Source organism: Geodermatophilus sp. URMC 64 (genome assembly GCF_053502555.1).
Genome location: NZ_CP199955.1, coordinates 3,770,299 through 3,784,871, shown reverse-complemented (window position 1 = coordinate 3,784,871; position 14,573 = coordinate 3,770,299). Strand labels below are relative to the sequence as shown.

Genomic DNA, 14,573 nt, shown 5'->3' with positions numbered 1-14,573 from the left:
TCACGGACCGGTGGGCAGCGGCGCGGTCAGGTGCGGGACGGCGCCGCGGCGGGCGAACGCCCAGCGCCCGTTCCGCCGCTGGTAGACGTCGGTGTAGGTGTAGACGCCCTGCATCCACGCGCCGTCGGCGCCCTGGACGAACGCGAGCACCTGCGCGGACCCGGTGCCGGCGTCGCCGTCGACCTCGACCGTGTGGTTCGTGGTCAGGTGCCGGGTGGCCGGCAGCGACCCCCAGGCCCCCTCGGTCGCCGCGCGGATGCCGTCGTGGCCGGTGAGGACGGTGCCGGGGAGCAGCTCCCAGGTGGCGTCCTCGTGCCAGAGCGCCAGGAACCGGTCCAGCACCCGGTCGTCGAAGGCCTGGCAGTAGTCGGCGGCCAGCCGGCGGACGGCGGCCTCGCTCTCCAGGCGGTCGAGGCGGGCGGCGACGTCATCGGCGGTCACGGGTGCTCCTCGGTGGCGTGGGCTGGCTGCCCCGCATCCCAGCAGTCCCGGCCCGATCCGGGCAATGCTCGCCGTCAGGTCAGGACGCCGCGCACCAGCTCCCGGGCCTGGCGGGTGGCGAACGACAGCCGCCGCGGCGCGTACGCGTCCCCGAGCAGGTGCACCGCCGGATGCCGGCCGCGCACCTGCTGGTACAGGTCGTCGTCGGGCACCGAGCCGCAGGCCAGGACCACCCGGTCGACGCCGTCCAGCCGCCACCGCCGGCCGCTGTAGGTGTGGGCGAGGTGGACGGCGCCCGGCTCGACGGCCACCAGCCGCGCCATCGGGACCAGGCGGACGCCCGCCCGGTCGAGCCGGGCGAGCATCGAGCCGATCGAGTACTTGCCGACCTGCGGGGACGGCGCCGGCGACTGGTGGACCAGGGTGACGTCGTGCCCGTCCCCGGCGAGGTGGTCGGCCACCGCGAGCGGCGCCGCGCGGTCGTCCTCGGAGACGACGACGATCTGCTGCCCCTCGGGGAGCGGCCGGGTGAGGGCCGCCGCGGCGCTGACGACGTGCGGCAGGTCGATCCCCGGCAGCGCCGGGATGCGGGGGAGGGCGCCGGTGGCGACGATCACGACGTCGGCGCCGCGACCGAGGACGTCGGCCGCGGTGGCCTCGGTGGACAGCTCGACGGGCACGCCGAGTGCGCGCAGGCGGCGCTCCTGCCACGCCAGCCAGTCGGCGTACCGCCGGTTCGCGCGGGCGCGCGCCGCGATCGCGAGCTGGCCGCCGAGCCGGTCCTCCCGCTCCAGCAGCGTCACCCGGTGCCCGCGCTCGGCGGCCAGCGCGGCCACCTCGGTGCCCGCCGGCCCGCCGCCGACGACGAGGACCGCCCGGCGGGGATCGGCGGACGCCGGGGGCGGCTCGTGCTCGCGCCCCGCCTCCGGGTTGACCGCGCAGGCGAACGGCAGCCCCTGACCCGACCGGCGGTCGATGCAGTCGTTGACCCCGATGCACGGCCGGATGTCCGCGCGCCGCCCGGCCCGCGTCTTCGCGACGTACTCCGGATCGGCGATCGTCGCCCGCGCGAGGCCGACCAGGTCGGCCTGCCCGTCGCGCAGCACCGCCGCGGCGACCTCCGGGTGCACGACCCGGCCCACGTACACCGTCGGCAGGTGCGTGCCCTCCTTCGCCCGCCCGGCGAGGGCCGCCCACTCCGCCTCCCCGTGCCAGCCCACCGGCACGTAGCTGGGCTCGCCCCAGTTGCTGCCGACGTCGAAGCTGAAGTAGTCGACCGTGCCGTCCGCGGTGAACGCCCGCGTGAGGGCGGCGGCCTCCTCGACCCCGTACCCGCCGTCGATCCGCTCGTCCAGGCACAGCCGCAGACCCAGGGTCAGCGGGCGGGGCACCCGGGCGCGGATCGCCTCGCAGATCTCCCGGACCAGCCGTCGCCGTCCCGGCAGGTCGCCGCCGTAGGCGTCGGTCCGGTGGTTGGTCCGCGGCGAGAGGAACCACTGGAGGACGTCGTCGTGGTTGCTGTGCAGCTCGATCGCGTCGGCGCCCGCCTCCGCCGCCAGGGCCGCGGACGCGGCGTACTCCTGCACGAGCCAGCGGATCTCGTCGACGTCGAGCGCGTGCGGGATGGTGTGGTCCAGATACCCGGACAACGTCGGCGAGGGCGCGATCGGCATCCCGCCCTGCAGGACCATCTGCACGGTGCCGAACCCGCCGGCCCCGTGCAGTCGCTGCAGGTAGCGGCCCATCCGCTCGACGAACAGCGGATGGCGGAAGTAGCCCTCCACGTTGGCGCCCACACCGCTCGGCTCGAACCCGGGGATGACCGGGTTGCGCACGAAGACCGGTCCGCCGCCCACCCACTGCACACCCCCCTCGACCCGGGCGAGCCAGTAGCGGCACATCCGCTCGAACTGCTCCTCGGAGCCGAGCAGGGCGCCACCGCCGCCGCTGTGCGGGGGCACGACCAGCCGGTGGTCGAGCGCCATCGTCCCGACGGTGATCGGCCGGAACAGCGGATCCCCCGGATCGGGCATCGGCGGGACCTCCGTCGCGGGGCACGGCAGACTGGCGCGGTGCCGATCGTCCTCCTCGTCCGCCACGGTCAGGCCTCCTTCGGCCACGACGACTACGACCAGCTCTCCCATCTCGGCCGGGAGCAGTCCGAGGCCACCGGCCGCTGGCTGCGCGACCGCGGGCTGCGCCGGCCCGTTGCGGTGCACGGCTCGCTGCGCCGGCAGCGCGACACGGCGACCCTGGCCCTCCGGGCCGCCGGGCACGACGTCGAGCCGCGGACCGATCCGCGGTGGGACGAGTACGACCACATCGACCTGGTCCGGCGCTACGCCGCGGCGCACGGCGCCGAGGAGCCGCGCAGCTCCCGCGAGTTCCAGATGGTGCTCGACGCCGCCCTGGTCGCCTGGGTGGAGCACGGCGACGCGGGCGGCTGGCCGGAGTTCACCGCGAACGTCCGCGACGCCCTGCACCAGCTCGTCGCCGACCTCGAGCCCGGTCAGGACGGCGTCGTCTTCACCTCGGCCGGGGTGATCGCCGCCGTCTGCGCCGACCTGCTCGGCACCGGCGCGGCCGGCCTGGTGGCGCTCAACCGGGTCGCCGTCAACGCCGCGGTCACCAAGCTCGCCGCCGGGCGGACGGGGATCGCGCTGCTCACCTTCAACGAGCACAGCCACCTCGGCGGCGCGGCGCTCACCTACCGCTGACCAGGAGGAACCATGCGGATCGAGGGCAGGACTGCGCTGGTCACCGGGGCGAACCGCGGCCTGGGCCTGGCCTTCGTGCGCGGGCTGCTCGCCCGCGGGGCGGCGAAGGTGTACGCCGCGGCGCGCGATCCCGGCGCGCTGGGCGAGGGCCTCGGCGACCGGGTGGTCCCCGTCCGGCTCGACGTCACGAGCGCGACCGACCGCGCGGCCGTCGTCTCCTCCTGCGGGGACACCGAGCTGCTGGTCAGCAACGCGGGGCTGTCGCCGACCGGCCCGGTGCTGGAGAGCGACGAGGCCGTCATCCGGGAGACGTTCGAGGTGAACGTCTTCGGCCCGCTCGCGCTCGTCCAGGGGCTGGCGCCGGCGCTGCGCCGTACCCGCGGCGGGGTGCTGGTCGTCAACTCGGTGACCGGGCTGGTCGTCTCGCGCAGCTCACCGGTGTACGGCGCGAGCAAGGCGGCGATGCGGATGCTCGCGCTGGCGCTGCGGCAGCAGCTCCAGGCGGACGGCGTCGTCGTCACCACCTCGCACCCGGGATTCATCGACACCGACATGGCCGCGGACGTGCCCTACCGGAAGGCGTCGCCGGAGGAGGTCGTCGAGCGGTCGCTCTCCGGGTGGGAGGCGGAGGCGACCGTCGTCTTCCCCGACCGCCTCGCCGAGCTGGTGGAGCGGGCGCTGGCCGAGCGCGCGCCGGAGGTGCTCGCGGAGCCGCAGCAGGTGATGACCGGCCTGGTGGCCGAGCTGCAGGCCGAGGGGTCCCCACCGTCCCCCTGACCGCCGCCCGCCTGACCGCCGCCCGGCTCCCGCCGCAGCCCGGTACCTTGACAGCCCCCACGTCAACGGGCACCGCGAACCGGCGGCCGAGGGCCGGCCGGTGCCGAAGGAGGTCCTCGATGGCCAGGCTCGACGGGAAGGTCGCCTTCATCACGGGTGCCGCGCGGGGACAGGGCCGCTCGCACGCGATCCGCTTCGCGCAGGAGGGCGCGGACGTCATCGCCGTCGACGCGCTGACCGACGTCCCGAGCGTCGGCTACCCGATGGCGACCCGCGCGGACCTCGACGAGACCGTCCGGCAGGTCGAGGGGCTCGACCGGCGCATCGTGGCCCGGCAGGCCGACGTCCGCGACAGCGCGGCCCTGCAGCAGGCACTCGACGAGGGCGTGGCCGAGCTGGGCCGGCTCGACATCGTGGTGGCCAACGCCGGCATCGCCTCCTTCGCGCCCGCCGAGAAGATCATGGACGAGATGTGGGACGACATGATCGCCGTGAACCTCAGCGGCGTGTTCCGCACGGTGCGGACGGCGATCCCGCACCTGCGGGACAGCGGGGACGGCGGCGCGGTCGTGCTGATCGGGTCGGTGGGCGGGCTGAAGGGCGTGCCCAACATCGCCCACTACTGCGCGGCCAAGCACGGGCTGGTCGGACTGATGCGGGTGCTCGCCCAGGAGCTCGCGCCGGACGGGATCCGGGTCAACGTCGTCCACCCGACCAACGTCGACACCCCGATGATCCAGAACGACTCGCTGCGCGGGCTGCTCTTCCCCGACCGCGACCCGGCCACCGTCACCCGCGAGGAGGCCGAGGAGGTCATGCGCGGGACGAACCTGCTGCCCGTGGGGTGGATCGACCCGTCCGAGATCAGCGACGCGATCCTCTTCCTGGTCTCGGACACCGGGCGGCACATCACCGGCATCGAGCTCCCCGTGGACGCCGGCTACACCACCCGCTGACCGCCCCGGCGGAACGGGCCCGGCCGCTACGCTCCCTGCCATGGCGCCGCCGCGGCGGGGAGAGCTCCCGCTCTACCAGCGCGTCCGCGGCGTCCTGCTCGAGCGGCTCGACTCCGGCCAGTACGCCCCCGGCGACCGGCTGCCCAGCGAGGGCGTCCTCGCCGACGACCTCGGCGTGCACCGGCTGACCGTCCGGCGGGCGCTCGACGAGCTGTCCCGGGAGGGGCGGCTGCGCGCGCGGCAGGGCGCCGGCACGTTCGTCTCGCCGCGCCCCGAGCCGTTCGCGGTCGCCATCCCCCTGACGCCGGAGGAGTACTTCGGCAGTCTGCGCACCGCCCTGCGCAGCCAGGGCCAGGCCTACCGCGACGTCCTGCTCGCCACCCGTGTCGACGACGACCCCGCGGCCCGGCAGGCGCTGCGGCCCGCGGGGCGGCTGCGCCGGGTGGACAGTGCCCTGGAGGTCGACGGCGAGCGGTGGGTCCGGTCGACCGCCTGGGCCCCGGAGGAGACGCTCGGCGACGTGGAGAGGCGCTGGCAGGAGAGCGACGGGCTCTACGGCCTGCTGCTGGGCCGCTCGGGGCGGCCGCTGCGGTACGTGTGGCGCACCTTCGCCGCCGAGGCGGCCTCGGCCGAGGACGCCGCCGTCCTCGGGATCCGGCCGGGCGCGCCGGTGCTGCTCCGCGAGGGGCTCACCGCCGACGAGGACGGCCGTCCTGTGCTGCTGGTCAGCCGCCGGGCGCGGGCCGACCGCGTGCGCTACCGGCTCGACTACCCGCCCGACGGCGCCCCCGGAGCGGTCCCCGGCTGACCGCCGCCGGCCGGAGGTTCGTCCAGGATGCGGTAGACGACGTCGTCGCGGGAGCGCAGGCCGCGGACGTAGCCGTCGGCGAACCCGCCCTCCCCGTCGACGCGGTCGGTCCGCCGCCACTCGTAGGCGCAGACCCGCGTCTTGATCCGCCACTCGCCGTGCCGGCGCTCGAACCTGTCGACGTAGCGCAGGCCCGCCCACATGTCCGTCGGCTGCCCCTCCGGGTCGGTGTAGCGGTGGAAGGCGACCGCGTAGGTCTCCGCCCGGGCGACGTCGCGGCCGAGGTCGACGTCGATGAGCACGTTGCCGAGGAAGTGCGCCGTGCGCTCGAAGCGCAGCAGCGACTTCTCGACGAACGGGATGAAGTCGTCGACCCCGCCGACGAAGGATCCGTGGTCGTCGGTGCCGTCGGGCCAGTAGCAGGAGCGGACCGCCTCGAAGTCGAACCGGTCGATCCCGCGCGAGTACGTGGTGAGCACGCGCGAGATCGCCCGCTCGGCCAGCATCAATTCCAGGTCCTCGTCCATCAGCTCCGCCTCCCGGCCGCTCACCGTCCCGCGGGGCTCCAGCCCGCCATGACCTGCTCCTCGCGGGCGAGCCGGGCGTCGAGGAGCCGCTCGCCCTCCTGCTGCAGCTCCCGTGAGCCCCGGAGCACCGCGACCTCGAGCGCCGCGGCGAACAGCTCACCGGCCCGCGCATAGCGCTCGGTGACGGCGTCGAGGCCCAGGCCGTCGTCGGCGTCCTCGAGGCGGCGCAGCAGCGCCCCGAGGCCGTCGTCGGGCGCCGCGGCGAGCACGGCGCGGGCGTACTCCGCGAGGCCCGGGATCTCCGCCACCATCCAGTCGATCTCCTGCGCGCACCGGGCTGCGGCGTTGCGGAGGACCTGCTCGATCATGGCGATGCGCACGATCGTCGTCTCGTCGGCGATGGTGGGCAGGACGTCCTCCATCAGCTCGCGGGCGCAGTCCAGGAGGAGCTGCTCGGTCGTGGGGCGCGCGTTCACGGTCGTCCCGTCGAGGAGGGGGCGGGCAGGCGACGGCAGGTCTCGAAGAAGGTCCGGCACTGCGCCGAGAGGGTGTTGACCAGGTAGGTCGCCAGCACGCCGCGGGGGCGGCCCTCGGCGACGGCCTGGGCGGCGGCCATCTCCTGCTCGAACAGCCGGGCGATGCCGAGCAGGTAGAAGTACTCCACGACCTCCGGGTTGAGCTGCTCCTCGGTCAGCCCGGTGCGGGCGCGATAGCGGCCGAGGAACGCGGCGGGGTCGGTGACGTAGAGGTTCGGTGGGATCGGCATGTGCGCGTAGTAGCCGATGTCCTCCCGCGGGTCGCCCACCCGCGCGAACTCCCAGTCGATCACCACCGGCGCGGCGTCCCCGAGGAGGACGTTGCCGGGCTGGCAGTCCCCGTGCACCAGCACCAGGGGCACGGGCGGCGGCCGGTAGGAGCGCATCCGGGCAGCGGCGTAGCGCAGCGCAGGGTCGCTGTCGCGTCCCCTGCGGCTGGAGGCGTCGATCAGATCGATGAGGCCGTCGATGTAGGTGTCCCAGTCGCGCGGTGGGTCGAGCGCGGGGGAGAGGGTCTCGAGCGGTGTCCGGTGGACGTCGACGATCGTGTCGACGAAGGTCTCCCGGACTTCGGTGAGGTCCTCGGCCTCCCGGGCGAGCTGCTGCAGCGAGCGACCGTCGTAGAAGTCGCTGACGATGCACCTGCTGCCGAAGGGCTCTCCCGTGCCGTCGTACCAGAGCGGGGCGGGGATCCGGACCGGCCCGGTGCCGGCGAGCGCGTTCAGCGTCCGCCACTCCTCGTCGCGGTCGCTGACGAACACGCCGCGGTCGGCCGGCGGGTCGCTGCGCAGCACCAGCCGCTGGTCGCGCCCGTCGGCCCAGGTCACCTCGGCGATGGCGGTGTCCCGGCTGTAGCCGCCGCCGAGCGGGGTCACCGCCCGGACGACGGCGCCCCGCTCCGGGGCCACCGCGTCGAGGAACCGCTGCAGGGCACCGGCGGTCTGTCCTGCCGTCATGCTGGCGACCCACCGCCGGCGCCGCGCGGGTCGACGAGGACCTTGATGTCGTCCGACGGCCCTGCCGACAGCGTCCGCAGCGTCGCCTCCAGGTCGTCGAGGGGGACCGTGCGGCTGTGCAGCGGCGCCGCCTTCACCCGGCCGTCGGCCAGGAAGGCCATGCTGCGGCGGAAGTCGTCGTGGGTGAACGCGTTCGAGGCCACCAGGCTGAGCTCCTTGGCCAGCCACCGTGCGCCGTTGATGGTCGCGGGCTGGGCCAGGAAGCTGATCAGGCCCACCGTCCCGCCCGAGCGGGCGAGGTCGGCGGCGGTCTGCAGCAGGCTCGGCACGCCGGCGCACTCCAGGACGACGTCGGCCCCGAGCCCGCGGGTGCGCTCCAGGACGGCATCGCCGGCCTCCTCGGGGCCCCAGGCCGCGGTGGCGCCCAGCTCGAGGGCGAGCGCGCGGCGGGCGGACGACGGCTCGACGACCAGCACCTCGCCCGCCCCCGCGGCGCGCGCGAACTGCGCGGCGAACTGGCCCATCGGGCCGGCGCCCTGCACGACGACGGCGTCCCCGGGGGCGATCCGGGAGCGGCGGACGCCGTGGAAGGCGACCGTCGCCGGCTCCACCTGCGCCGCCTCCTCGTCGCTGAGGTCGGGGTGGGCGGCCAGGACGCGGCCCGCCTCGACGGTGATGCTGCGGGCGAAGGCCCCGTGCGGCGGGGAGAGCTCGTTGCGCCCCCGCGCCACCATCGACGTCGTCCGGCAGTACTCGGTCAGGCCCCCGCGGCACTCCGGGCAGCGACCGCAGGCCGGGGGGACGGCGACCACGACGCGCTCGCCCTCGCGCAGCCCCTCCACCCCGGCCCCCACGGCGCTGAGCACGCCGACCCACTCGTGCCCGCACACTGCCGGGCTGTGCAGGTGCCCGGTCCGGTAGGAGGCGATGTCGGTCCCGCAGATGCCGCACAGCGACACGTCGACGGTCACGCAGCCCGGCGCCGGCGGTGCGTCGGGGAAGCTCAGGAACTCCACGGTCTCCTTGCCGGTGATCAGTCCCGCGGTGACCTCAGCCATCGAGCTTCCCTCCCGACGCCGACGCCCCTGCGACCCGGCCGAAGACGACACAGTTGGCGTAGGAGTTGCCGCTGCCCACGTAGGCCGGCCCGATCACGCCGCCCGCGCACTCGCCCGCGGCGTACAGGCCCGGCACCGGCCGGCCTGCGGTGTCGAGCACCTGGGCGTCCCGGTCGATCCGGGGCCCGCAGGAGGTGAAGCACACGGTCGCGGGCCGGATCTCGGCGCCGAAGAACGGCGGCGTGGCGATCGGCTCGAGGAACGTCGGGTCCTTGAGGTAGTCGGGGTCCTCGCCGGCAGCGACCTGCGCGTTGTGCCGCGCGACGGTGCCCTCGAACCGGTCGACCGGGAGCCCGAGCGCGGTCGCCAGCTCGGCGACGGTGCCGGTGCGGTGCACCTTGCCGGCGGCGACCATCTGCTCGATCACGTCGGCGTTCCAGTGCGGGCTCTGCTTCTTGGTCGAGCCCGGGACCTGCTGCTTGTAGCGGGCCACCCCGGCGGCGGTCGCGGCCGTCAGCGCGGCGTCGTCGAACACCGCGTAGGCGACGTCGCCCTGGGACCGCAGCAGGCCGTCGGTGATGCCGTAGGGCGCGGTCTCGTTGAAGAACCGGCGTCCCTCGCGGTTGACGATCACGATCCACCCCGGCAGGTAGGCCTCGTAGATCGGGGCGAAGTTCGCGTGCAGCAGCCGCAGGCCGCGGTCGTGGCCGAGGAGCTGCGCCCCGACCTGCTCGGCGAGGCGGAGGGCGTCGCCGCGCGAGCCGGGAGCGCCGATGTACCAGGTCCACCCGGTGGCGGCGGCCGACGGGAAGTGCGCAGCGAGCTTGTCCGGGTCGTTGCCGAACCCTCCCGTGGCCAGCACCACCGCGCGGGCGGTGATGGCGTCGTCGCCGACGGCGACGCCGCCCACCGCGCCGTCCTCGACGATCAGCCGGTCGACCCGCTGACCGAGCGCGATGTCGATCCCGGCCTCCCGGCAGGCCCGGTGCAGCACGTCGACGACGGCCTGCCCGCGGCCGATCGGCACGTGCACCCGCGGCACCCGCTCGTCACCGCCGTAGACCATCTGGTCGTAGTACTCGACGCCGAGGTCGCCGAGCCACTCCACCGTCGGCCCGGCGAGGTCTGCCAGCCGGCGGGCGACACCGGCCTCGACGTCCCAGTGGTTGAGCGTCATGTAGTCGTGGAAGAGCGAGTCGGCGTCGTCGGCGATGCCCAGCGCCCTCTGGTATCGGGTGCCGGCCCCCATCGTGAGCCCCCCGGACAGCCGCGACGACCCACCGACCACCCCTTCGGCCTCGGCGACCAGGACGCTCGCCGCGCCACCCTGGCGGGCCGACAGCGCGGCGGCGAGGCCGGCGGCGCCCGAGCCGACCACGAGGACGTCGACGTCCGGGCCGCTCACCGGGATCCCCCCGGAACGGCGGCCGCGCGAACCGCGGCGACGATCTCCCGCACCCGGTCGCCGGCGACGCGCGCCGCCTCGACCGGCGGCATCGCCTCGGTGATGGGGGAGATGACCTCCGCTCCCACCCAGCGCAGGGCGCCGATCCGGTCGAGGGCCGCCACCACCCGGGGCAGGTCGAAGTCGCCGTCGCCGGGCAGCAGCCGGTTCATCGTCTCGTCGCGCAGGCTGCCGCGGAGGTCGGCCGTGCTGTCGCAGACCTGCACCGCGAAGATGCGCTCCCCGGGGATCCGGTCCAGCAGGTCGAAGTCGGGGTTGCCGCGGAAGAAGTGCAAGGTGTCGAACAGGATCCCGCCGTTGGGCCGGTCCGCGCCCTGCACGATCGCCCAGGCGGCGTCGAGGTCCCGGATCGCGGTCATCGGGATGAACTCCAGGTGCACCTGCGCCCCGAGGTCGGCGGCCCGGTCGCAGAACGCGCCGAACGCACCGGCGACGTCCTCGGCCGGCCGCTCGCCCGGTGCCTGCCCGATCGCGGTGATCGACTCGACCTGCAACGCCTCGCACATCCGGAACGACTCGTCCGGGGTGAACCGGGCGAACCGCGACTCGCGTCGCGGGGCACCGCCCGCGTACCAGCCGCCGACCGGGTCCATCACGATGCCCAGGCCCGCGTCCCGGATGCGCCGGCCCAGCTCCGCGGCCGAGGTGCCCGCGTCCTCGGCCCGGGCCACGTCGAGCGGACTCACCGACAGCCGGCTGCAGCCGGTCGCCACCGCCGCCTGGATCCGGCCCGGGATCGGGCTCTCCAGCCCGACGGTGCCCGACCAGAGCACCCAGCCGATGTCGCCCAGAACCTCGGTTCGCGCCGTCATCGGTCTCCTTCCGGCTGGTGCGCCGTCGCACCGCGATGGGGAGGAAGTGTGCCGGGGGTTACTTGACTTTGTCTACACTAAGCCTCCAGCATCCGTGGCGCCGAGCACACCGTTGCCGGCCCCGCCCGGCGAGGAGGACCGATGCACGCGGAGCGGCCGCTCATCCTCGTCACCAACGACGACGGGCTGCTGTCGCCCGGGCTGCACGCCGCCGCCGAAGCGGTCGCCGACCTCGGCGACCTGCTGCTCGTCGCGCCGGCCACCCAGCAGACCGCCATGAGCCGCGCGTTCCTCGGCGGGCCGGACGCCGGTGTCGTCGAGCGGGTCGACCTGCACATCGGCGGGCGCAGCGTCCCGGGCTACGCGATCACCGGCTCGCCGGTCATGGCGGTGACGCACGCGGTGCTGGAGCTGGCCGACCGGCCGATCGCGCTGTCCGTCAGCGGCATCAACTACGGCGAGAACATCGGCGGCACCATCGGGGTGAGCGGCACGATCGGCGCGGCCCTCGAGGCCGAGGTCTACGGCATCCCCAGCATCGCCGCGGCGATCACCACGCAGATCAGCGAGTGGCGGACGTTCGGCGCGATCGACTGGACCGCCGCCCGGCACTTCACCCATCGGCTGGCCCGGCAGGTGCTCGACGAGGGGATGCCCGAGGGCGTGTCGGTGCTCAGCCTCAACGTGCCCCGGTCCGCGACGACGGAGACGGAGCTGCGCAGGACCGTGCAGAGCCGCCAGCCGTACTACGTCCGCTCGCGCCCGGCCTCGCCACGTCAGCTGGGCGAGCCATACCAGTTCACCGTCGAGGTCGAGATCGACTGGGACCGGCTCGAGCCGGACAGCGACATCTACGCCGTCGTCCACGACCGGGTCGCCTCGGTCACCCCGCTGACCTGGCGGATGACCGCCGAGACGGACTGGCAGCCGCGGTCACCGTGACCGGGCCGCCGCCATCACGGCGCGCGTCCCCTCGGCCAGCCGGCGCGCGACCTCGGCGGCCGGGCGCTGCAGCAGCTCCTCGGAGATGACCTCGACCGAGAGGGGGATCCGCACCCCCATCCCGGCCAGCAGCGACAGGAACCCCACCAGGTCGAACGCACCCTCGCCCGGCACCTGGCGGTAGCGCGTGCAGTCGGTGTAGTAGTCGGCGTCGACCGGCCGCCGTGGGCCGTCGTCGATCTGCACCGCGAAGATCCGTTCCGGCGGGATGCGGCGGAGCATGGCGTCGTCGTCGGCGCCGCGGAAGTGGTGCCAGGAGTCCAAGCAGATCCCGCCGTTGGCGCGCCCGGCGCGGTTCACGATCTCCATGGCGGTGTCGGCGTCCGGGATGTTCGTCATCTCCGGCAGGAACTCGATCGCGGCGCACAGCCCGTGCTCGGCGGCGCGGTCGCAGACGCCGGCGAAGGCCTCGGCCGCGTCGTCCAGCGTGCCGGTGTAGGGCCCGATCACCTGCACGTGGTGGCCCGGCCCGAGCGCGTCGCTCATCGCGAAGACGTCGCGCTCGTCGGCGAGGTACGCCTCGCGTTCGGGCCCGGTCGCGGACCAGCCGCGCAGCGCCTCGATCTCGACGACCCGCAGCCCGTGCGCGTCGAGGACGGCGTTCAGGTCGGCGTCGGTCGCGCCCTCGGACCGCAGCCGCTGGTACTCGCGGACGTAGAGCCCCATGGCCGCGAAGCCGGCATCCGCGGCGGCCCGCACCCGCTCCTCGAACGGCCGGGCGCGGCCGAGGCTGAAGTGGCTCAGGATCAGGTCGTCCGGGCCGAGGTCCGCGTAGCCGGGCAGCGCGGCCAGTCTCTCCGGCACCGTCATGCCCGCGTCAGCTCTCGGCATCCGCGGGGACGCCGCTGCGGCCCGCCTCGCGCACCAGGTCGCGGCGGCTGGCCCACCGTCCGTGCTCGCCCGGCGCGACGTTCTCCTTCGACCCGGTCGTGAGCCCGCCGTCGACCACCAGGGTCTGGCCGCTGACGAACCCGGCGTCGTCGCTGGCCAGCCACAGTGCCGCGTGCGCGATGTCGGAGGCCTCGCCTATCCGGCCCCGCAGCGGCGTCCGGGTGCGGAACGCCTCACGGGCCTCGTCCATGGCGTCGGGGTCGCCGACGATGTTCGCCGCGTTCATCGGGGTCAGGATCTTGCCCGGGGCGATGGCGTTGACCCGGATGGACCACGCCCCGAGCTCGGCGGCGACGTTCTTGGTCAACGCGACGACGGCGCCCTTGGCCGCGCCGTAGACGTGCGGTCCGAGGCCGCCCTGCAGGCCGCCGATGCTCGCCGTCGTCAGGATGACGCCGGACTGCTGCGGCTTCATCACGCGGGCCGCGTGCTTCATCCCGAGGAACACCGAGCGGAGCAGCACCGCCATCGTGTACTCGTACTCGTCGAGGGGGATCTCGTCGATCCCGCCGTGGGCGCCGACGATGCCGGCGTTGTTGAACATGCAGTCGAGGCGGCCGAACTCGGCGACGGCGGTGTCGACGACGCCCGCGACCGCGGGCTCGCTGGTGACGTCGCAGTGCACGTAGCGCGCTCCGCCCCCGAGCTCCCCCGCGAGCCGCTCGCCGCGGTCGTCCTGGATGTCGGCGAGCACGACGGTGGCTCCCTCGGCGGCCATCAGCCGCGCCGTCGCCTCACCCAGACCGCTGGCCGCTCCGGTGATCGCGACGACCTTGCCGGCGACCCGTCCGCTCACGTCTCCTCCTCGGGATCTGCTGGCTCCTCGTACTCCTCGTCCGTGACCTCGCCGAGCCAGGTGGTGCCCCCGCCGGCCGTCACGGCCAGGTGGCCCCAGGGCCCGTGCGGGGTGGCGCCGTGCCAGTGCCGGTGTCCGACCGGCACCGCCACGACGTCGCCCGGCCCGATCGGCACCCGCGGCCGGCCGGCGACGGCGAGCCACCCCTGCCCGTCCTCGCCGTAGAGGACCTGCTCGCCGGAGTGCATGTGCCAGTGCGTGTGGCCGCCGGGCGGGTAGGCGAACCGGTCGACCCGCAGGCCGTCGGGCGTCGCGGCGGTCAGCAGCGGCGTCCGCGTCACACCACGGGTCACCGTCGGGGGCTCGGGCATGCTGCGCCCCTCCCTCAGCGGGCGACGACGGCGCGGTTGCCGTCGCGCCACATGTAGGCCTGCACGCGCTCGGCGATCCGCCACCCAGCGGGTGTCCGCAGCCAGCGGTCGGTGTAGCTGCCCGCGATGAGGTAGGTGTCGCCCCCCGGCGTGCCGGCCCGGACGTGCTGCGCCTGGAAGTACGAGATGGACCGCGCCGTGTCGCCGTCGACCTCGACGAGGACGCTGCCGAGCAGGTGCTGGGTCGCGTCGAGCGGGGTGAGCGCAGCCGTGGTGCGGGCGAGGATCGCGGGGAAGCCCTCCAGTCGCCCACCGGGGTGCACGAACACCGGGGAGTCGGTGAAGCAGCTCTCCAGCAGCGCCCAGTCGCGGGTGTCGAGCGCGAGCGTGTAGCGCACGCACTGGTCGGCGATGGCCTGCTGGTCGGCGAGCGCGCGGACCTCGTCGGGGTCCACGGCCG

At 74.8% G+C, this 14,573-nt stretch carries 17 protein-coding genes; 5 read left to right on the top strand and 12 right to left on the bottom strand.

The window, feature by feature from the left end:
• Window positions 1–441: a nuclear transport factor 2 family protein gene (locus ACWIYF_RS18455; protein WP_448624286.1), complete on the bottom strand. Its 441-nt coding sequence runs from the start codon at window positions 439–441 to the stop codon at window positions 1–3.
• Window positions 442–515: 74 nt separating this feature from the next.
• On the bottom strand, window positions 516–2,474 hold the full coding sequence (locus tag ACWIYF_RS18450) for an oxidoreductase (protein WP_448624285.1): 1,959 nt from the start codon (window positions 2,472–2,474) through the stop codon (window positions 516–518).
• Window positions 2,475–2,513: 39 nt separating this feature from the next.
• Between ACWIYF_RS18450 and ACWIYF_RS18445 the strand changes: the two genes are divergently transcribed.
• The 4 genes from ACWIYF_RS18445 to ACWIYF_RS18430 all read left to right on the top strand — a co-directional run bounded on the left by ACWIYF_RS18445 (window position 2,514) and on the right by ACWIYF_RS18430 (window position 5,699).
• Window positions 2,514–3,158 (top strand): histidine phosphatase family protein, encoded by a 645-nt coding sequence (locus ACWIYF_RS18445; protein WP_448624284.1) that lies wholly within the window; start codon window positions 2,514–2,516, stop codon window positions 3,156–3,158.
• A gap of 12 nt (window positions 3,159–3,170) precedes the next feature.
• Window positions 3,171–3,935 (top strand): SDR family NAD(P)-dependent oxidoreductase, encoded by a 765-nt coding sequence (locus tag ACWIYF_RS18440; protein ID WP_448624283.1) that lies wholly within the window; start codon window positions 3,171–3,173, stop codon window positions 3,933–3,935.
• 119 nt (window positions 3,936–4,054) lie between these two features.
• On the top strand, window positions 4,055–4,891 hold the full coding sequence (locus ACWIYF_RS18435) for a mycofactocin-coupled SDR family oxidoreductase (protein WP_448624282.1): 837 nt from the start codon (window positions 4,055–4,057) through the stop codon (window positions 4,889–4,891).
• A 40-nt stretch (window positions 4,892–4,931) separates the two neighbouring features.
• Window positions 4,932–5,699 carry a GntR family transcriptional regulator gene (locus ACWIYF_RS18430; protein ID WP_448624281.1) on the top strand — a complete coding sequence of 256 codons (768 nt, stop codon included), beginning with the start codon at window positions 4,932–4,934 and terminating at the stop codon, window positions 5,697–5,699.
• Here the strand turns inward: ACWIYF_RS18430 and ACWIYF_RS18425 are convergent.
• From ACWIYF_RS18425 to ACWIYF_RS18400, 6 genes are read right to left on the bottom strand one after another with little or no spacing between them, the layout of a single operon-like run.
• Window positions 5,660–6,226, bottom strand: coding sequence for a nuclear transport factor 2 family protein (locus tag ACWIYF_RS18425; protein WP_448624280.1), 567 nt, complete (start codon window positions 6,224–6,226; stop codon window positions 5,660–5,662). The genes ACWIYF_RS18430 and ACWIYF_RS18425 overlap by 40 nt on opposite strands.
• Window positions 6,227–6,246: 20 nt before the next feature.
• A complete protein-coding gene (locus tag ACWIYF_RS18420; protein ID WP_448624279.1) occupies window positions 6,247–6,702 on the bottom strand; it encodes a hypothetical protein in 456 nt (151 codons plus the stop codon).
• On the bottom strand, window positions 6,699–7,718 hold the full coding sequence (locus ACWIYF_RS18415; RefSeq protein ID WP_448624278.1) for a phosphotransferase family protein: 1,020 nt from the start codon (window positions 7,716–7,718) through the stop codon (window positions 6,699–6,701). Before ACWIYF_RS18415 ends, ACWIYF_RS18420 begins: the two co-directional genes overlap by 4 nt.
• Window positions 7,715–8,776, bottom strand: a complete 1,062-nt coding sequence (locus tag ACWIYF_RS18410) for a zinc-dependent alcohol dehydrogenase (RefSeq protein WP_448624277.1) — start codon at window positions 8,774–8,776, stop codon at window positions 7,715–7,717. Before ACWIYF_RS18410 ends, ACWIYF_RS18415 begins: the two co-directional genes overlap by 4 nt.
• Window positions 8,769–10,181, bottom strand: a complete 1,413-nt coding sequence (locus ACWIYF_RS18405) for an FAD-dependent oxidoreductase (RefSeq protein ID WP_448624276.1) — start codon at window positions 10,179–10,181, stop codon at window positions 8,769–8,771. The genes ACWIYF_RS18410 and ACWIYF_RS18405 overlap by 8 nt, the downstream gene beginning before the upstream one ends.
• On the bottom strand, window positions 10,178–11,053 hold the full coding sequence (locus ACWIYF_RS18400) for a sugar phosphate isomerase/epimerase family protein (RefSeq protein WP_448624275.1): 876 nt from the start codon (window positions 11,051–11,053) through the stop codon (window positions 10,178–10,180). The genes ACWIYF_RS18405 and ACWIYF_RS18400 overlap by 4 nt, the downstream gene beginning before the upstream one ends.
• Before the next feature lie 141 nt (window positions 11,054–11,194).
• Here ACWIYF_RS18400 and surE point away from each other — a divergent pair, with 141 nt between their 5' ends.
• A complete protein-coding gene (gene surE / locus ACWIYF_RS18395) occupies window positions 11,195–11,995 on the top strand; it encodes a 5'/3'-nucleotidase SurE (protein WP_448624274.1) in 801 nt (266 codons plus the stop codon).
• Here the strand turns inward: surE and ACWIYF_RS18390 are convergent.
• Genes ACWIYF_RS18390 through ACWIYF_RS18375 form a run of 4 tightly spaced genes read right to left on the bottom strand, consistent with a single transcriptional unit; the run spans window position 11,987 to window position 14,568 of the window.
• The gene (locus ACWIYF_RS18390) at window positions 11,987–12,865 is read right to left on the bottom strand and encodes a sugar phosphate isomerase/epimerase family protein (protein WP_448624273.1); all 879 of its coding nucleotides are present in this window, start codon (window positions 12,863–12,865) and stop codon (window positions 11,987–11,989) included. The two genes, surE and ACWIYF_RS18390, sit on opposite strands and share 9 nt — an antisense overlap.
• A gap of 7 nt (window positions 12,866–12,872) precedes the next feature.
• Window positions 12,873–13,742 carry a glucose 1-dehydrogenase gene (locus tag ACWIYF_RS18385; RefSeq protein WP_448624272.1) on the bottom strand — a complete coding sequence of 290 codons (870 nt, stop codon included), beginning with the start codon at window positions 13,740–13,742 and terminating at the stop codon, window positions 12,873–12,875.
• On the bottom strand, window positions 13,739–14,113 hold the full coding sequence (locus tag ACWIYF_RS18380; RefSeq protein WP_448624271.1) for a cupin domain-containing protein: 375 nt from the start codon (window positions 14,111–14,113) through the stop codon (window positions 13,739–13,741). Before ACWIYF_RS18380 ends, ACWIYF_RS18385 begins: the two co-directional genes overlap by 4 nt.
• A 14-nt stretch (window positions 14,114–14,127) precedes the next feature.
• Window positions 14,128–14,568, bottom strand: a complete 441-nt coding sequence (locus ACWIYF_RS18375; protein ID WP_448624270.1) for a nuclear transport factor 2 family protein — start codon at window positions 14,566–14,568, stop codon at window positions 14,128–14,130.
• Between the last annotated feature and the right edge of the window lie 5 nt (window positions 14,569–14,573).